This is a genomic window from Bradyrhizobium sp. 63_E2_N1_3 (assembly GCF_052076005.1).
GTDB lineage: Bacteria > Pseudomonadota > Alphaproteobacteria > Rhizobiales > Xanthobacteraceae > Bradyrhizobium > Bradyrhizobium barranii.
In genome coordinates this window covers 8,755,004-8,772,495 of the sequence record NZ_CP197235.1, presented here as the reverse complement: position 1 = coordinate 8,772,495, position 17,492 = coordinate 8,755,004, and the positions used below count along the sequence as shown (strand labels likewise).

The following is a 17,492-nucleotide window of genomic DNA, read 5'->3' as shown; positions in this document are numbered from 1 at the left end:
ATAAGAAGGCGTCACTGCTTCTTCTGCGGAGGCTTGCGCGGCGGGCGCGGGGCGGCGGCAGGCGTGGGCGTGCCAGCCATCTTGTTGGCGGCGTCGCTGACGTCGAGCAGCGAGCGGCGGATGTCCTCGACGTAAGCAGCCGACTTCTTCTTCATGGCGTCGGCGAGCTCGTGCAGTCCCCTGATCTTCTCGAACAGCTCGTCCGCCTTGCCGTCGGCGAAGCCGGGGACCACGCCTTCGATCTTGGTGACCGCCTTGTCGAAGCCCGCGAAGGCGCTGTCGACCTTGGCCATGACCGAGTCGATTTCGCCGCCCTTGCTTCTGAGATCGGCGGTGTAGTTCTCGAACGTGCGCAGGCCGTCCTTGATCGCAGGGGCATTGCTGACGATCGTGCGATCGACGCTGTGCAGGGTGTCGACGATGGATTCGGCGTCGCTGAGATCGGCGATCAGCATGGGGACGCCGTCCGTATCCAGCGGCACCGGCGGCGCGGAGGGCGCGCCGCCGATCAACGAAATCGCGGCGACGCCGGTGAGACCCTGGAACTCGATGCCCGCAACCGTGTCCTTGCGAATCGGCGCGGTGTTGTCGAGCATCACCAGCGCCACGATCTTGCGCGGATTATCCAGCTTGATCGACAGGATCTGGCCCGCGGGAACACCGTCGAAATTGACCGGCCCGCCGCGGCGCAGGCCGCTGGCGGAGCCGCCCTCGAACACCACGCGCAACTGGCTCCGGCTCTGGGCGGTGCGCCATTTCTGCACGCCGAGCACGCCGCCGAACGCCACGGCGATGACCGCCAGCGTCGCCGTTCCGATTACGAGGTTGCTCGCGCGTGCCATGCAGGGCGATTTTACGGCCAAAGCGGGATGGTTGGAAGGACGATGCTGCGGCCGCAATACTAGAGCGGGCGGGTTAACGACTTGTCCGCCGTAGCTCGAAGAGCGAAGGCGGAAGCGTAACCCGCCAATCCGCCTTACGCGACATCAATGCCCGGCCGCGCGTTTTGCAGCAGCATTATTCAATACGATCAGCGCGTCGACGGCGACGCCCGTTTTGGTGTTGATCAGGAACGGGTTGACGTCGATCGAGGCGATCCGGTCGCCGGCATCTGCGATCAAATTGGACAGGCCGACCAGCGCTTTCACCGCGGAGGCTTCGTGCAGGGCCGGCTTGCCGCGATAGCCGCGCATCTTGATACCGGCCTTGGTGCGGCCGATCAGGAGCCGGGCCTCGGCCTCGTCCAGCGGTGCGCCGGCGAGCGCGACGTCCTTCATCAGCTCGATGTCGATGCCGCCGGTGCCGAACAGCACGACCGGCCCCATCTCGGCATCGAGCGAGGCGCCGACCACGAGCTCGAGATCGGCCTTGACCTGCTGCGCGATCAGGATGCCGTCGAGCTTCGGCTTGCCCTTCAGCTTCGCCACCCGCGCGGTGATGTCGGCGAATGCCTTCTTCACCTCGGCGGCGCTGTTAAGATTCAGTACCACGCCGCCGATGTCGGATTTGTGCAGGATCTCGGCGCTGACGACTTTTGCCACGACCGGGAAACCGATCTGCTTCGCGATCTTCGCGGCGTCCGCCGCCGTCTGCGCAATCGCTTCCTTCGAGACTGGAATGCCATAGGCCTTCAGCAGCTTCTTCGAGGCGACCTCGTCGAGCGCGGCACCGCTCGCCGATTTCAGCGCCTTCTCCAGCACGGCGCGGGCGGCAGGCTTCGAGCTCGAGACGATGTCGGGCACTTCCTTGCGCAGCCTCGCATAGGCGAGCAGCGACTTGATCGCGGTCACCGCACGGTCCATGCCCTGCATGACCGCGAGATGCGGCAGCGATTTGCGCAAGCCCTTGGTGAACTCGGTGAAGCCGATCGACATCGCGCTGATGTAGATCACCGGCTTGCCGGCCCGGCTCGCCATCCCATCGACGATGCGCAGATTGCGCTCGCGCAGCTCGTGCGGCGCCTTGGGCAGTTCGGCATCGATGATGACGATGTCGATATCGGGGTCGTCGATCATCAGCTCGATCGACTTCATGTAGACGGAGGGATCGACCACCGCGGCAAAGCCGGCATCGAGCGGATTGCCCACGATCGAGCCCGGCCCGAGCATCTTCGCCAGTTCGGAGCCGACGTGCGGGCTCAGCGGCGCAAAGTTCAGGCCTTCGGCATAGAAGGCGTCAAGCAGCATGCCACGCTTGCCGCCTGATAGCGTGACCGCGGCGAGCCGGTCGCCCTTGGGCACGGCCGAGTGAACGAAGCATTCGGTGGTCTCGATCAGCTCGTCGAGCCCGCCGACCCGGATCACGCCTTCACGGGTCGCGATGGCGTCGAAGGTTTCGATTGAGCCCGCGAGCGCACCGGTATGCGCCATCGCCGCGGCGCGGCCGCCCTCGGACGAACCGAGCTTGAGTGCGATGACCGGCTTGCTTGCCGCGCGCGCGGCCTTGCAGGCGTCGCGAAACGCCTTGGTGTTGCGCACGCCTTCGAGATAGACCACGATCACCTTGATGCTCGGATCCTCGGCGAAATAGCGCATCAGGTCCGGCGTCTCGAGCCCGGCCTCGTTGCCGGTCGTCACCATGTAACCGACCCCGACGCCGCGATCCTCCAGCGCCTGCCGGATCGCCATCACGATGGCGCCGGATTGCCCGGCGATCGCCACCGCACCCTGTTCCATGGTGACGACACGGTCGTCGATATTGGTGAAGAGCTTTTCGCCCGCGCTCAGATTGCCGAGGCAGTTCGGGCCGGTGACGGCGAGCCCCGTTTCGCGTATCGCGGCTTGCAATTCGGCAGCGAGCTTCTGGCTCTCCTCATCCTGCAACTCGCTGAAGCCCGAGGTGACGATGGTGGCCGAGCGCGCGCCGCCGGCGGCGGCGTCGCGGATCACCTGCACGGCAAAGCGCGCGGGCACCAGCACCAGCACGTGATCGGGCTTTTCCGGGAGGCTCGCGAAATCCTTGTAGCAGGGCACGCCCCAGACGGTGTCGCGCTTGGCGTTGACCGGATAGAGCCCGCCCTCGTAGCCGTACTTGACGAGGTTGTTCCAGATGCGCTCGGCATAATTGCCGGGCTTGTCGGTCGCGCCCACCAGCACAATGTTGTGCGGGTGCAGCATGGCGTGGATGCCCTTGACGATGTCGCTGGCATCGGGCGCTGGAGACCATGGACGCGGAGAAACGGACGCAGCAGGTACCTTGGCTTCCATGGCGCTTCCTCACCTCTTGTTCTTGTTGCAGCGCGCTGTCTTGCGCCGGCGTCTGGCGGGATTGATCGTGATGGCTCCATGCCGCGTGGCGGAATGGCGGGTGCTTCGCGACAAGGCTAGCATCACCAGACTTTTGGCGAAAGTGCGAACGATCGGACGACGTGCCACGACTGCGTGACGCGCATTCTTTCAAATGGTGATCACGCCTCTGCTATCGTTCAGTAACGCAGCAGGCGCAGCTTGTAGGCGTAGTGATAGGCCAACTGCTTCGCGAGATAGGAAGCGATGGCGCGCCGGATCTGCATCTGCGTCGGATCGAAGCCGAGAACGCGGCGCCGCAGGATGCCCATCTCCCTGACGCCGAGCGCGTAGGTTGAAGCCGTCTTCTGTGCATCGTGGATGCGGAAGCAGGCGAGAAATCGCGGCAGGCGCACGAACTTGAATTCCGCGGCTTGCGCCCGCAGGATAAAATCCCAGTCCATCGCGTAGTGAAAGCTCTCGTCGATGGGCCCGATCATGTCCCACACGCGCTTGCGCCAGAACATCGTCTCCTGCGGGATGTAGTCGGCATATTGCAAAGCCTTGCCGTCATGGGGCGGCAGCACGGCGCGTCCGACCTCGAGCCCCTCGCGGTCGACGAAGATGCGATGGCCGTAGACGACGTCGACATCGGGATGCGACATGAAGTAGTTGGCGACATAGGCGAGCGCTCCGGGCAGCAGCATGTCATCGCTGTTGAGATAGGCCATGATCTCGCAATCGGCACCGGCGAAGCCGAGATTGATGGCGTTCGACTGCCCCTTGTCCGGCTCGCTCGTCCAGCTGATGCCTTCGCCTCCGCTCTTCAGGAGATCGATCGTGCCGTCGATCGAGGCGCCGTCCTGCACGTGATAAGTGAGCTTCGGATAGTTCTGACTGACGATGCTCTCGATCGTGGCGCCGAGATATTGCGCCTGATTGTAGCTCGGTGTGACCATCGTGATCCGCGGCGCATTCGCCGGGATCGCGGGCGCAGGCGGGAAGGCAGTCAGGTTGAGCAGGCGCGGCGGATATTGCTCGAAGGTCCACATCGGCGGGCGTCGCCAGAGGCTCCGCAGCGAGGACCGTCTCTGTCCGGCAGCAATGAGGTCCTGATTCCGTTCAAGGAGCGCGACACGATTTTCGAGTTGCTCCAGCCGCTGTTCGAGGCGCTGCCTGAACTCGTCGTCCATTACAGGTTGTCCTGAAAATTACAGCGCCAAAAGATCAATCGGCTGTTCTTACAGGTCTATGGGAGACGACGCCAGTTCAGCGGCCCGATCAAGCGCGGTTCCCCGGCTGTTCGGCGCGGTCTCTATCGATCCCGGATGGCCGATTGCGAACCGCTATTCACCTGTTTCGATCAAGGTGGCATGCAGGACGTAGCGCTCGGGCCCGGGCGTGACGGCGTCGAAGGGCCAGCAGGTCGTGAGCACCAGTTGGACATCTTGCGCCGCGGGATCGATGCCGGAATCATCGAAGCGAACCACAGCGGAGGAATCCGCCCGATAGCGAAAGTGCTTTCCGTCACGGCGTGTGACATCGATTACGTCACCAATGGCGACATTCCGCAGGAAGCGGAAATGTGTATCGCGGTGCGCAGCATATACGGCAATGCCGCGCTCGCCGGCATCAGCCGTTTGGTGGATATGGCCGGGTCCGAACGCGAGGGCCTGGCCGCTGGCGCCTTCGAGCACGATCGCGCTGGCCCCGATCCGCTTCACCTCGATCCGCGCGACCGGCCAGGTGTCGGCCCATGACCACGGCTTGACCGGCTCGCCGGTCGCAACGCTCCTGTCGAACGCGCGCTCCAGCAGCACCTGCGCGAGCCGTGCCTTGGCATGGATGTAGGCGCCGTCACCGAACAGGATGAGGCCGACAAGTGCAAGAGCGAGAGGAGAGATCAGGCGGAGCATTGTTTCCACACGCGTCATTGCGAGCGCAGCCAAGCAATCCAGAATCCTTCCGCGGAGGCAGCCTGGATTGCTTCGCTGCGCTCGCAATGACGGCAAGAAGAAAAAGGCGCGCGCGGCCGTTGGTATGGGACGGGCAGCCGCGCGCGCTAACAGAGGAGTTCGGGGGGCTCCTCTCTCAAACGACGTCAGTGAGCAAGGGCTGACGCCGGTTGAACACGTACAGAATCAGTGCGAGCACGATCAGGATGAAACCTGCGATCATCTTGAGCTCGGCCGAGGTTGCGGTCTTCGGTAGGCGGATCGTATCGGGCGCGGCGGGCGTCGGCCGCCTCGTCGCCGGCTGGTTGCGCGCATCCGCATGGCGTTCGCGCAACTGTGTGGGCGTCAGGTGCGGTCGCTCGCCAAAAACCTTCTCGAAATCCCAACCGGCCGGCAGGTTGAGCGGTAGCTCGCTGAGCTTGAGCGGCGCGCCCTCGGGGCGGCTCGGCGTCTTGTCGACCGCGACGAGGCTGGTGAGCCGCGTGACGATCTGATGGTCGAGCGCCAGCGCGAGGATCGCCTTGTCGGAGTCTTCGGGCGTCATCTCGCGCATGGTACGCGCCACCTCGGCATCGCCGATCTTGCGCTTGGCCCAGAGTTTTGACAGGCCCTTGCCTTCGGCGGCGTTTTGCAGCGGCAGCGTCACCGACCACGGGCGGTCGCCGACACGTCCCTTGATCTCGAGCGAGCCGGCGAGCTTGTCGAGCTTTGCCGCCAGCACCAGCGGTTCGTCGCGATAGACGTCGGGAATGATCGCAGGCGTCACGTCTGCCTTGGCATCGGAGAACTTTACGCTGAGCCCGGTCACCGCGGGGTTCTCCAGCTTGGCGAACAGGCCGCGCATGCGCTCCTCGACCTGCTCGACGGAGCCGATATGGGTGAAGGCCCCACGGCCGAGCTCGGCGGCGCGCGTCATCAGATAGGTGTTGGGCGCGGATCCGATGCCGACCATGAACACGCGCGAGCGGCCCCGCATCGCAGTGATCGTTTCGAACAAGTGCTGTTCGTTGCCGATCGCGCCGTCGGTCAGGAACACCACCTGGCGGACCATGCTGGTGTCGCCAGCCTTGTCGGTCAGCGCGGCGCGCATCGCCGGCACCATCTCGGTGCCGCCGCGGGCCTGTAATCCATTCACGAAACCGAGTGCTTCGCCGAGATGCGCGGGGTCGGCCGGCACGGAGGTCGAGAACAGCACGTCCATGGTGTCGTCGAAACGGATCACATTGAAACGGTCATTCGGCTGGAGGCGGCCGAGGGCATAGAGTAGGCTCGCCTTGGCCTGAACGATCGACGTACCGCCCATCGAGCCCGAATTGTCGATCACGAACACGACCTCGCGCGGCAGCGGCTTTTGCGTCGTCTGCTCGGCACTGGGCGGGGTGACGAAGGCGAGCAAATAGTCGGCATCGCCGACACGCTCGCGGAACAGGCCAACCGATGGTGCCTTCTCCGCGGCCGGCTTCCAGGTCAGCTCGAAATCGCGGTCGGCGGCCACGGCGCCGTCAGCGAGCGTGACGATTCGCGTCGCATTGTCCGGGCTCTCGACCTTGACGTTATGGTGGTGACTCCTGACCTCGCCGAGCGCGAAGCCTGCCTTCAGGCGCACCGTGATGCTGGTCGGATTGACCGGCGCGTTTCTGGCGGGATCCAGCACCGGCGGCGAGATACGGTCGCGGTCCGGCACCGGCTCCGAATTGGTCGCGCCCCAGCCCGAGCCGTCCGTGCGGAAGTCGACGCTCTGCACGATCGGCGCCGGATTGTAGCGCGGCCCGACCACCAGCGGCAGCCGCAGCGAATATTCATTGCCGGATTGATGCACCGGCTCCTGATATTCGATCTGCACCAGCACGGTTTCGCCGGGACCGATATTGGCGACCGAATTGGTGAAGATGTTCGGCCGCTCCTGCTCGGTGAGCGCGGCCTTCTGGCCGGCACGGCGCGCCTGCTCGTAGATCACCCGTGCCTGCTGCCGCTCCTTGATGTCGCCGATGATGACGCGGTCACCGACCACCATCTTCAGCGTGTCGACGGCGCCGCCGGTGGGAAGCGGATAAACGTAGGTCGCCTCGACCCAGTCCTTGGTCGGATTGCGGAAGGCCTGGGTGACGCGGGCGCGCAGTGTCGGGCCTGATACCGTGATGTCGACGTCGATGCCGAGGCGGATCGCCTCCGTGTAGGCACCGTCCTCCTTCAGGAGAAGGGTGCCGGATTTGGCATCGCCGGGCTGGAGCAGGCTGGCCTGCTCCGTCGTCGCCGACCATCCGGGCTCAAGACTCACGAGCAGGGCCACGAAGGCGACCAGCATCACCGCGATGCCCTGCACCAGAAGAAACAATCCGAGCTTGATCAGCCGCCCCAGCATGGGGTGCTCGTCGCTGTCGGCTGTGTCGTAGCTATCCATTTCGCCTGCTCCCGAAGGGTGTTCGCTGGCTCCGAGCATCCGTCGGGAGCGCCTGAATGCGCGAGCAGAATGATCGGCAATGTTCCGCCGCGGCCGGCCCGGGCAGGCCAAGGCCGGGATGGCCATGTACGGTTTTGTGCTGGTTTGTCCGCCCTGCTAGACTGGCGTCCGTGGAGCAGGGCTGACGATGCAGATGCAGGATAAAGTCACCGACGGACAGCTTTCGGACGAGCAGAGCCGCGAGATCGCGGAGACCATTCGCGAGGAGCTCGCCAGGCGCCGGATTTCCCGGCAGGCGTTGGCCGAGCAGGCCAAGCTCAGCCTGTCGACGCTGGAGAAGGCGCTCGGTGGCCGGCGGCCGTTCACGCTGGCAACGACCGTGCGGCTGGAGCAGGCGCTGGGCGTCTCCTTGCGTAAAAGCACCGCCGTGGTGACGCCTCCGGCCGCAAACGATGTCGCGCCCGACAGCCTCGGCTCCTATGCGCATCGCGCGGTGACCTGGCTCGAGGACGTCTACATCACGCTGCGGCCGTCCTTCGGCGACAAGGATGCGATCTTCGCCTATCGCACCGAGATCGTCTGGGAGCCGAAGGTGTCTTCGCTGGTGTTCCGCGAGGGCGAGCGGACCGATGCCGCCTATGAGCATACCGGCGAAGTTGCGGTGCCGCATCAGTCCGGCTTCATCTATCTCGTCATCATCAAGCACGGCCAGCATCGCGTGATCACGGTGTCGCGGCCGACGGTTGCCGGCGAGATGTACGGCATCATCTCGACGCTCCGCGCCGGACCCGGCTCGCAACTGACGCCGATCGCAGCGCCGATCGCCTATGTGCCGCTCCGCAACGTTGCGAAGCCGTCCCTGGGACGGGTCGGCCCCGACGATGCCAACCATGCATTGTATGGAAAGCATCTGCGCCGCACGGTGGAGGAATCGTTCGCGTTGTTTCTGTCGGTATAGTCCGCGAGAAAGAGTCCGGAATGGCGTCGCGTGCGTCTATAAGGGAATATGCAGGACGTGCCCGCACCATACGGCGGTGAATCTCCGCTGTTCTCCATCATCATCCCGCTGGAACATCACCGCGGGCAGTGGGAGCTGTCCTGGCTCGGCTGGACGTCGCAGACCGCCGACAAATCGCTTTACGAAATCATCCTGGTGGTGCCGCCTGATTTCGAGGCACTCAACGAGCTGAAGGCGCTGGCCGGCGGCAAAGCGCGCCTCGAATTCACCAATTCGGACCATGACATCGGGCTCTGCGCCTTCGGCGCCACCAAGGCCCGCGGCAAATATCTGTTCTTCACGGAGTCGCATTGCCGGCCCGAGCCTGACGTGATGGAGGCCTGCATCCGCGCGATCGACGCGCGTCCCGACTGGGCGGGGTTCTCCTGTCAGTCGGTGCCGATCTGCCATAACCGGCTGTCCGTGGCGGAGGCCGCCATGTACCAGGCCGACATCGAGTTCGGCATGAAACAGCATCCCTGGCGCAAGGTGCTGGACCAGTGCTTCGTGACGCGGCGCGACGTCTATCGGGAATGCGGCGGCCTGCGCGAGGAATTCGGCCATTTCGCCGAATGGGTGCTCGCCGCCGCGTATCACGCGAGGGGCCATACGATCGGCTATCTCGAGGAGGCGCGCTTCCATCACTACTATATCGGCGAAATCGGCGAGCTGAAGACATTCACGCTCGATTTCGTGCGGGGCGAGATCCGCTATCTCAGCGAAGCGCACAACGATCCCGGCAGCGAGCTGCTCGAAACTCCGGTCGAGTGGAGCAGCCGCGGCGATTTCAACGTCGCGCTGGCGCGTAGCGCCCTTGCTGCACGGATGCGCGCCGGCGGCGTAACCGGCGAAGGCCTGCAGGCGATCGGGCGTTGGGGCGCGATCGCACTGGCCGGCGACCGCCTTGCGCTTGGTCTTGCACGTTTGTCGGCAGGCTATGCGCGTTGCAGTCTGACCCTGCTCACCATGGGCGGCTCTCGCGGCAGCATCGCGCGCTGGCTGAAGCGCTATATCGCCGCGCTGATCCACTATCAGCGCCTCCATTGTATCCGTGGCATTCGGGGGAGCCTTGGCGGAGCTGCGCAGAGTCCCGGCGATCAGATGGTCGCACAGGCCGGCTTCCATGCCTGGGAGGTCTGGCAGGGCCGCAGCTTCCGCTGGAGCGAGCCGGAAGCCGCCTTGCGGATCGAGGCGCCGCCTGGACGCACCATCATTCGCATCGCGTCGCCGGAAATTCGCGAGCCGCTGGATCGGATCGGCGTGCAGTTCTATCTCGACGGCGTGCGCGTTGCGGATACCGCGACCGCGATCGACGCGGGTGCCTTCGTTCTTCAGCTCGATCTGCCGCCATCGGGCGGGGCGATCCTGGCATGGGCCTGTCCGCGTTTTGCGGCCATCGATGACCCGCGCCGGCTCGGCCTGCCGGTCGCGGGGATCGACGTCAGTGCAGGCGAAGACGTCAGCTGCACGTCTCCGCCCGTTGCTGCGATGCGTGGCTAGCCGCCCGTTTCGGCGCTGATGATGTCGCCGAACAGCTCCCACTGGCCCTTCTTGAACCGCCACATCTTGAGCTGCTCGATTGGCGCGAAGTCGGTAGATGAGGTGTTGATCTTGATCCCCGGGATCAGCGTGTCGGGGACGAAGTCCTTCAGGCTGGCGGCCTGCTTCATCACGTTCTCACGGGTCAGATTGTCGCCCGACTGCTTCAGCACCTGCACCATCGTCTGGGCTGCGGCATAGGCGTACACCAGATTGGCGTCCGAGATGTTCGCACCGGGCATGTACTTGTCGATGAAGGTCATGAATTTCTTCATGCCCTCGTCGTCCTTCCACTGCGGATCCGACGCATCCTTCAGATAGCCGGCCGACAGCACGCCTTCGGATGCCTCGAGGCCGGCCGGCTTCATCACCGCGCCGATGGAGACCGAGACGTCGGTCATCAGGTGCATCGGCTTCCACTCGAGCTCCGCGATCTTCTTGATGGCCTGGGCCGCGAATTTCGGGGTCGCGATGTTCACGAAGACATCGGCACCGGTGCCCTTGAGCTTGACGATGTGGGCGTCGATCGACGGCTCCGAGGTCTCGTAGCTCTCCTCGGCCACGATCAGCTTCGATGCCTTGTCTCCGAACACGTCCTTGATGCCGGCGAGGTAGTCTTTGCCGAAATCGTCGTTGGCATAGAAGATCGCGACCTTCGCGTCCGGCCTCTCCTTCAGAATGTATTTTGCGAAGATCTGTGCCTCGACCCGGTAGCTGGGCTGGAAGCCCATGGTCCAGGGAAAGTTCTTCGGGTCGTTCCACTTGCTGGCGCCGGTGGCGAGGAAGAGCTGCGGCACCTTCTTGGAATTGTGATACTTCTGCACGGCGGTCTGGGTCGGCGTGCCCAGCGCGTTGAAGACCAGGAAGACCTCGTCGCTCTCGATCAGCTTGCGGATCTGCTCCACGGTCTTCGGCGGCGAGTAGCCGTCATCATAGGAAATCCAGTTGATCTTGCGGCCGTTGATGCCGCCCTGGTCGTTGATCATCTTGAAATAGGCTTCCTCGGTCTTGCCGATGATGCCGTAGGCGGACGCGGGACCGGAATAGGCCTCGACATTGCCGATCCTGATCTCGGTGTCGGTGACGCCGGTGTCGTACGCCTTCTGCGCATACGCGGACGGGGTCGCAAGCAGCGTCAACGCCGTTGCCGCGGCAAGCAGGGAGAGTTTCTTGTTCATGAAAATTCCTTGGGGTTTTCTTTGCGGTTTCTTCTGGGTTGGAGCAGGCACGTCAGAAACGAAGAAGCGCCCGCAAGGGGCGCTTTGATCAGGCGTTGGCGACTTTCTTGTCGACTTCGGACGCCACCGAGAATTCTTTCCGCAACGTCGGCTTGTGGATCTTGCCGGTGGCGTTGCGCGGCAGCGCATCGACGAAGCGCACCTGTCGTGGGCATTTGAAGCGCGCGAGATTGGCCGCGCAGTGCGCAAAGACATCCGCCTCGGTCAGCCGCTGACCGGGCTTGGCTGCGACGATGGCGAGCCCTACCTCGCCCCATTGCGGATCGGGAATGCCGATCACGGCGGCTTCCGCGATCGCGGGGAGCTGATGCAAGACGTTCTCGACCTCGGCCGGATAGACGTTCTCGCCGCCCGAGATGTACATGTCCTTCCAGCGGTCGACGATGTAGTAGAAGCCTTCCTCGTCGACGCGCGTCGCATCGCCCGTGTGCAGCCAGCCGTCGGTGAAGGATGTCTTGTTCGCCTCCGGCCTGTTCCAGTAGCCCGGCGTGATGTTCGGGCCCTTGACCCAGAGCTCGCCGAGTTCGCCGACCTCGGCATCGCTGCCGTCGGGTCGCACGATCCGCACCTCGGTGTGCAGCACCGGCTTGCCGGCCGAACCCGCCTTGCGTGCCGCATCCTCGCGATCCAGCACCAGCACGGCCGGCGAGGTCTCGGTCATGCCGTAGCCCTGCTGCAGCGCGACGCCGCGCGCCTCCCACACCTTGAGCAGCGGCACCGGCATCGGCGCGCCGCCGACACCGCAGACGATCAACCGGGTCAGGTCAGTCGTCGCGAAGGCCGGATGCTGTGCCATGAACTGATAGATCGCGGGCACGCCGAAGAACACGTTGATGCCCTGCGCCGGATCGTTGATCAGGCCGAGCGCCGTGCCGGGATCGAAGGCGCGCATGATCATCACGGTGCCGCCGGCATGCAGCACCGGGTTGGTGTAGCAATTGAGCCCGCCGGTGTGGAACAGCGGCAGCACCGTGAGCAGCACCGAGGCCGGACCGATGCAGGCGGGGCCGCCGAGATTGACGCAATTCCAGAACGTCATGCCATGGGTGATGGTCGCACCCTTGGGATGGCCCGTGGTGCCCGACGTGTACATGATGGTCGAGACGTCATCGAGCGTGACCTCCTCGGCGCGGGCAAGCGGCTTGGCGGACGCGATGCCGGTCTCGTAAGCGCCGCCGGGGCCGAGCAGCAGGCTGGTCGCGACGTTGCAGAGCTTTGCGACGGCGAGCGCGGTCTCGGCGAGATCGGTGTCGTGGATCATCACCTTCGGCGCGCAATCGCCGGTGATGAACTGGAGCTCGGGAACGGTGAGGCGGGTGTTCAGCGGCACGAAGACGGCGCCGAGCCGTCCGCAGGCGAACTGCACCTCCAGCGTATCGGTCGTGTTCAGCGCCAGCACCGCGACGCGGTCACCGCGCGAGACCTTGAGAGTGTCACGGAGAAATCCGGCCAGGCGCGAGACGCGGGCATCGAGCTGCGAATAGGTGAAGCGGCGCTCGCTCGCGAGGTCGATGACCGCGACCTTGTCAGGCGTACGGCGGCCGTGATGGACGATCCAGTCGTAATAACGAACGGCCAAAAATCCCTCCCTCGGCGGTCTTGTGCCGCCTGCGTCCCTATTTGCCGGGCACCATGCCCGGCGTGGCCCTGGGGCCAGCCGGAGTTTGTGCGCACGTCTTTTTTTGCCCCGGAGTTGGCCTGCGAGCGGCGAAAATCGTCTTGCGTTGAGTTGCTAGGCGATGGGCTGCCGTGCAGCGGTTCCCCCGGTCAGCCACTCTGCGCAAGTGAGCGGCAAATGTTCCGGCCATGGTGGCCAACACGAATCCGCCAGCAGGGCGAGACGACGATGAAGAGCCCGTTCTATACCACCGAGCATGACGCCTTCCGCGAGGTGATGCGCCGCTTTGTCGAGAAGGAGATCACGCCCTTTGCCCATGAATGGGACGAGGCCGGCGAATTTCCCCGCGAGCTTTATCGCAAGGCGGCCGAGATTGGCCTGTTGGGGCTCGGATTCCCCGAGGAATATGGCGGGATCGCCGCCGACCAGTTCATGAAGATCGTCGCGAGCCAGGAATTGGCGCGCGCCGGGGCCGGCGGGGTCAGCGCCAGCCTGATGAGCCACACCATCGGCTCGCCGCCGATCGCGCGGGCGGCGCGCCCGGAGGTCAAGGCACGCGTGCTGCCGCAGGTGCTGTCGGGTGAGAAGATCTCCGCGTTGGCAATCACCGAGCCGGGCGGCGGCTCTGATGTCGCGAACCTCCGCACCAGGGCGCGGCGCGATGGCGATCACTACGTCGTGACCGGCGAGAAGACCTTCATCACCTCAGGGATGCGCGCCGACTATCTGACCGTTGCGGTGCGTACAGGCGGCGAGGGCGCCGGCGGCGTCAGCCTGCTTCTGATCGAGGGTGACACGCCCGGCCTGTCACGGACGAAACTGAAGAAGATGGGCTGGTGGGCCTCCGACACCGCGACGCTGCATTTCGATGACTGCCGCGTGCCGGCCGAAAACCTGATCGGCGAGGAAGGCCAGGGCTTCAAGATCATCATGCGGAATTTCAACAGCGAGCGCATGGGCATGGCGGCCGGCTGCACCGCCTTCGCGCGGGTCTGCCTCGACGAGGCGATCGCCTATGCCAAGGAGCGCAAGACTTTTGGCAAGCCGCTCGCCCAGCACCAGGTCATCCGTCACAAGATCGTCGACATGGCGCAGAAGGTCGCGGCATCCCAGTCGATGCTCGAAATGCTGGCCTGGCGGCTGGAGCAGGGCGAGAGCCCGGTCGCCGAAATCTGCATGATGAAGAACCAGGCGACGCAGACCATGGCGTTCTGCGCCTCCGAGGCCGTCCAGATCTTTGGCGGCGCCGGCTTCATGCGCGGCATCAAGGCCGAGCGCATCTACCGCGAGGTCAAGGTCAATGCCATCGGCGGCGGCACGGAGGAGATCATGAAGGATCTGGCGTCAAGGCAGATGGGGCTGTGAACGCCCCACCGTCATGCCCGGGCATAGCCGTCCGCAGGACGGCGTCGCTTCCGCTCGCCTATGTCCTGGGCATCCACGTTCTTGCTGCCGGCTGACGAAGACGTGGATGGCCGGGACAAGCCCGGCCATGACGAGCACATTGGAGATACCGAGAGCTGAGCTGACAAAAATGCTATTCACCGCCGACCACGACCACATCCGTCGTTCCCTGCAAAAGTTCATCGCGGGCGAGATCAACCCTCACGTCGATGAGTGGGAGAAGGCCGACATCTTCCCGGCGCATGAGCTGTTCAAGAAGATGGGCAGCCTCGGCTTCCTCGGGCTCAACAAGCCGGTCGAGTTCGGCGGCTCCGGCCTCGACTATTCCTACGCCCTGATGATGGCGGAGGAGCTGGGCGCAATCACCTGCGGCGGCGTGCCGATGGCGATCGGGGTGCAGACCGACATGGCAACGCCGGCGCTGGCGCGGTTCGGCTCGGACGAGGTACGGGGCGAATTCCTCAGCCCCTCGATATCAGGCGATTACGTCGCATGCATCGGCGTCTCCGAGCCCGGCGCCGGCTCGGACGTCGCCTCGATCAAGACCAATGCGCGCTCTGACGGCGACGACTACGTCATCAATGGCGGCAAGATGTGGATCACCAACGGCACCCAGGCCGACTGGATCTGCCTGCTGGCCAACTCCGGCGATGGGCCGGTTCACCGCAACAAGTCGCTGATCTGCGTGCCCATGAAGAGCAAGGGCGTCACGGTGGCGCGAAAGCTCGACAAGATGGGCATGCGCTCGTCAGACACCGCGCAGATCTTCTTCGACAATGTCCGCGTGCCCAAGCGCAACCGCATCGGCGAGGAGGGCAAGGGCTTTACCTACCAGATGATCCAGTTCCAGGAGGAGCGGCTCTGGGGCGCGGCGGCCTGCCTGAAGGCGCATGAATACATCATCAACGAAACCATCGAGTACACCCGCAACCGCAAGGCCTTCGGGAAGTCGATCCTCGACAACCAGGTCGTGCACTTCAAGCTCGCGGAGATGCAGACCGAAGTCGAGTTGTTGCGCGCGCTGATCTATCGCGCCGCCGAGCAACTCGTGGCCGGCGAGGACGTAACCAAGCTTGCGACCATGGCCAAGCTCAAAGCCGGCCGACTCGGCCGCGAGCTCACCGACGCCTGCTTGCAATATTGGGGCGGAATGGGCTTTACCAACGAGACGCCGGTCAGCCGTGCCTATCGCGATAGCCGGTTGACGTCGATCGGCGGCGGTGCCGACGAGGTCATGCTGATGGTCCTGTGCAAGATGATGGGCACGCTGCCCGGCAGTAAAGGGAATGCCTGATGATCACGCTCTATCACTGCGACGCCGCGCGCTCGTTCCGTCCGCTCTGGATGCTGGAGGAGATGGGGCTTCCGTACGAATTGAAGATGCTGCCGTTCCCGCCGCGGGTCTTCGCCAAGGAGTACCTTGCGCTCAATCCGCTCGGCACCATTCCCTTCATGGTCGACGGCGAGACGAAGATGACCGAGTCCTCCGGCATCTGCCATTACCTCGGCATCAAGCACGGACCGACGCCGTTGATGGTCGGACCCGAAGATCCCGCCTATGGCGCGTTCCTGAACTGGATGTATTTCAGCGATGCCACGTTAACCTTCCCGCAGACGCTGGTGCTCCGATACACCCAGCTCGAGCCGGAGGAGCGCCGCAATCCGCAGGTCGCAGGCGACTATGCGAAATGGTTCCTAGGGCGCCTGCGCGCGGTCGAGGCGGCGACGGCCGATGCCGAAACATTGTGCGCAGGCCGCTTCACCGCCGCTGACATTGTCATCGGCTACGCGCTCCGGCTTGCCAACAACGTCGGACTCGCCAAGGATTTCGGGCCAAATGTCGCAGCCTATTGGGCGCGGCTGCAGCAGCGCGACGGATTCAAGCGTGCGGTCGCTGCGGAGCAGAAGGCCGGCGTCGAGCAGAATGTTGCGCCGCGCGTGAGGGCGTAAGCATTCCGTAGGATGGGACTGCGGTCTCATCGCGGTTCCGGGACGACTGATCATCGTCCCGGAATGGTAATCTTTTGCGCGCCATGACAGCGCTATCGCGCCGTGACAGCGCCCAAATTTCCGCTAAGGTGACCTCCGTCCGCAGCGGCCAAAGAGCCGCGCGAGGAGGATCCCAATGGAAGATAACGGTCGCGAATCCGACCATCTGATGCTGATCACGCCGGAGCGGGTATTCTATGCCGGCCTGCTCGGCCGCCCCCGCAAGCGCACCCCCGGCTGCTGCCACGTCTATGTCGCTGTGAAGGGCAGCCTGCATCTGACGATCGACGACGTTCTCGCCACCGGCGAGCTGTTCGTGACCCTGCCGAACCAGCGGCATTCCATCGCCAGCGACTACCGCACTGCAATCAGCGTCACGCTCGAGCCGGAAAGCATGCCGGACGGCGTGATCGAGGCCCTGGCCGCGCGGCTGACCGGACCCGACCGGGCCGTCTATGCCCGCAAGATCCTCGCCGCCTATACGCTGCTGCGCCAGCGCCGCTATGGCGACATCACCACCGCCGAATTCGACGAGATGTGCTTTGGCGAGGCGCTGCCGCGTCGCGTGCTCGATCCGCGCGTGATGCGCGCCGTCGCCCGCATCGGCCGCTTCTCCGGCGAGCCGGTGACGGCGGATACGTGCGCGGCGGAAGCGGGGCTCTCGGCCTCGCGCTTCCTGCATCTGTTCAAGGAGGAGACCGGCATCTCGTTCCGCTCCTTCCGCGCCTGGAAGCGTGCGCGGCATTTGCTGCACTTCGCCAACCAGGACCTCAACCTCGCCCATCTCGCGCAGGACATCGGCTATCCCGACTCGACCCATTTCAGCCATTCGATCCGCCGCTTCTATGGATTGAAACCGCGCGCGATCTTCGTCGGCTCGCGCGACCTTGCGATCTACCGCAGCACCGAGACGGTGAGGCTCGCGGAGGCGAGCTAGCGTCGCTCTCGTAGGGTGGGCAAAGCGAAAGCGTGCCCACCATCTTCGTTCAGCGCCAAGACATGGTGGGCACGGCGCGAGAGCGCCTTTGCCCACCCTACGATAGCCGTGCCTTCCAGCTTCTCCGCGCAAGAAGCCGCATGCCGCTCATCACATGATCGCAAGCGTTGAATTCTCAACGTGCGAGATA

At 64.5% G+C, this 17,492-nt stretch carries 13 protein-coding genes; 6 read left to right on the top strand and 7 right to left on the bottom strand.

The genetic code is table 11. The features are described from left to right. Nucleotides 1–11: 11 nt before the first annotated feature. The 5 genes from AB7531_RS41720 to AB7531_RS41700 all read right to left on the bottom strand — a co-directional run bounded on the left by AB7531_RS41720 (nt 12) and on the right by AB7531_RS41700 (nt 7,580). Nucleotides 12–842, bottom strand: coding sequence for an MlaD family protein (locus AB7531_RS41720; RefSeq protein WP_063979996.1), 831 nt, complete (start codon nt 840–842; stop codon nt 12–14). Nucleotides 843–986: 144 nt separating this feature from the next. Beyond that, nucleotides 987–3,206, bottom strand: a complete 2,220-nt coding sequence (locus tag AB7531_RS41715) for an acetate--CoA ligase family protein (RefSeq protein WP_063979995.1) — start codon at nt 3,204–3,206, stop codon at nt 987–989. 218 nt (nt 3,207–3,424) lie between these two features. Next, the gene (locus AB7531_RS41710) at nt 3,425–4,417 is read right to left on the bottom strand and encodes a glycosyltransferase family 2 protein (RefSeq protein ID WP_231143710.1); all 993 of its coding nucleotides are present in this window, start codon (nt 4,415–4,417) and stop codon (nt 3,425–3,427) included. A gap of 153 nt (nt 4,418–4,570) precedes the next feature. Continuing rightward, nucleotides 4,571–5,140 carry a class GN sortase gene (locus AB7531_RS41705; protein WP_063979994.1) on the bottom strand — a complete coding sequence of 190 codons (570 nt, stop codon included), beginning with the start codon at nt 5,138–5,140 and terminating at the stop codon, nt 4,571–4,573. Nucleotides 5,141–5,315: 175 nt separating this feature from the next. Continuing rightward, nucleotides 5,316–7,580 (bottom strand): marine proteobacterial sortase target protein, encoded by a 2,265-nt coding sequence (locus AB7531_RS41700; RefSeq protein WP_063979993.1) that lies wholly within the window; start codon nt 7,578–7,580, stop codon nt 5,316–5,318. A 187-nt stretch (nt 7,581–7,767) separates the two neighbouring features. Between AB7531_RS41700 and AB7531_RS41695 the strand changes: the two genes are divergently transcribed. Continuing rightward, entirely contained in the window at nt 7,768–8,538 is a 771-nt protein-coding gene (locus tag AB7531_RS41695) for a helix-turn-helix transcriptional regulator (protein ID WP_063979992.1), read from the top strand. A gap of 48 nt (nt 8,539–8,586) precedes the next feature. Beyond that, nucleotides 8,587–10,077: a glycosyltransferase family 2 protein gene (locus AB7531_RS41690; RefSeq protein WP_063979991.1), complete on the top strand. Its 1,491-nt coding sequence runs from the start codon at nt 8,587–8,589 to the stop codon at nt 10,075–10,077. Here the strand turns inward: AB7531_RS41690 and AB7531_RS41685 are convergent. Further along, complete coding sequence (locus tag AB7531_RS41685; protein ID WP_063979990.1) at nt 10,074–11,294, bottom strand: ABC transporter substrate-binding protein; 1,221 nt, start codon at nt 11,292–11,294, stop codon at nt 10,074–10,076. The genes AB7531_RS41690 and AB7531_RS41685 overlap by 4 nt on opposite strands. A gap of 88 nt (nt 11,295–11,382) precedes the next feature. Then, complete coding sequence (locus AB7531_RS41680) at nt 11,383–12,933, bottom strand: acyl-CoA synthetase (protein WP_063979989.1); 1,551 nt, start codon at nt 12,931–12,933, stop codon at nt 11,383–11,385. Between the two features lie 267 nt (nt 12,934–13,200). On the opposite strand from AB7531_RS41680, the gene AB7531_RS41675 reads away from it, so the two are divergent. The 4 genes from AB7531_RS41675 to AB7531_RS41660 all read left to right on the top strand — a co-directional run bounded on the left by AB7531_RS41675 (nt 13,201) and on the right by AB7531_RS41660 (nt 17,302). Beyond that, nucleotides 13,201–14,337, top strand: coding sequence for an acyl-CoA dehydrogenase family protein (locus AB7531_RS41675; RefSeq protein WP_063979988.1), 1,137 nt, complete (start codon nt 13,201–13,203; stop codon nt 14,335–14,337). 169 nt (nt 14,338–14,506) lie between these two features. Then, a complete protein-coding gene (locus tag AB7531_RS41670) occupies nt 14,507–15,670 on the top strand; it encodes an acyl-CoA dehydrogenase family protein (RefSeq protein ID WP_063979987.1) in 1,164 nt (387 codons plus the stop codon). Beyond that, nucleotides 15,670–16,326, top strand: a complete 657-nt coding sequence (locus AB7531_RS41665; protein ID WP_063979986.1) for a glutathione S-transferase family protein — start codon at nt 15,670–15,672, stop codon at nt 16,324–16,326. Before AB7531_RS41670 ends, AB7531_RS41665 begins: the two co-directional genes overlap by 1 nt. A 175-nt stretch (nt 16,327–16,501) precedes the next feature. After that, the gene (locus AB7531_RS41660; protein ID WP_063979985.1) at nt 16,502–17,302 is read left to right on the top strand and encodes a helix-turn-helix domain-containing protein; all 801 of its coding nucleotides are present in this window, start codon (nt 16,502–16,504) and stop codon (nt 17,300–17,302) included. The last annotated feature ends 190 nt before the right edge of the window (nt 17,303–17,492 follow it).

Bases quoted from the DNA above. Each gene is read 5' to 3' on its own strand.
- AB7531_RS41685 (WP_063979990.1), bottom strand. From the start codon at position 11,294: ATGAACAAGAAACTCTCCCTGCTTGCCGCGGCAACGGCGTTGACGCTG.
- AB7531_RS41665 (WP_063979986.1), top strand. From the start codon at position 15,670: ATGATCACGCTCTATCACTGCGACGCCGCGCGCTCGTTCCGTCCGCTC.
- AB7531_RS41700 (WP_063979993.1), bottom strand. From the start codon at position 7,580: ATGGATAGCTACGACACAGCCGACAGCGACGAGCACCCCATGCTGGGG.
- AB7531_RS41675 (WP_063979988.1), top strand. From the start codon at position 13,201: ATGAAGAGCCCGTTCTATACCACCGAGCATGACGCCTTCCGCGAGGTG.
- AB7531_RS41705 (WP_063979994.1), bottom strand. From the start codon at position 5,140: ATGCTCCGCCTGATCTCTCCTCTCGCTCTTGCACTTGTCGGCCTCATC.
- AB7531_RS41710 (WP_231143710.1), bottom strand. From the start codon at position 4,417: ATGGACGACGAGTTCAGGCAGCGCCTCGAACAGCGGCTGGAGCAACTC.
- AB7531_RS41720 (WP_063979996.1), bottom strand. From the start codon at position 842: ATGGCACGCGCGAGCAACCTCGTAATCGGAACGGCGACGCTGGCGGTC.
- AB7531_RS41695 (WP_063979992.1), top strand. From the start codon at position 7,768: ATGCAGATGCAGGATAAAGTCACCGACGGACAGCTTTCGGACGAGCAG.
- AB7531_RS41715 (WP_063979995.1), bottom strand. From the start codon at position 3,206: ATGGAAGCCAAGGTACCTGCTGCGTCCGTTTCTCCGCGTCCATGGTCT.
- AB7531_RS41660 (WP_063979985.1), top strand. From the start codon at position 16,502: ATGGAAGATAACGGTCGCGAATCCGACCATCTGATGCTGATCACGCCG.
- AB7531_RS41690 (WP_063979991.1), top strand. From the start codon at position 8,587: ATGCAGGACGTGCCCGCACCATACGGCGGTGAATCTCCGCTGTTCTCC.
- AB7531_RS41670 (WP_063979987.1), top strand. From the start codon at position 14,507: ATGCTATTCACCGCCGACCACGACCACATCCGTCGTTCCCTGCAAAAG.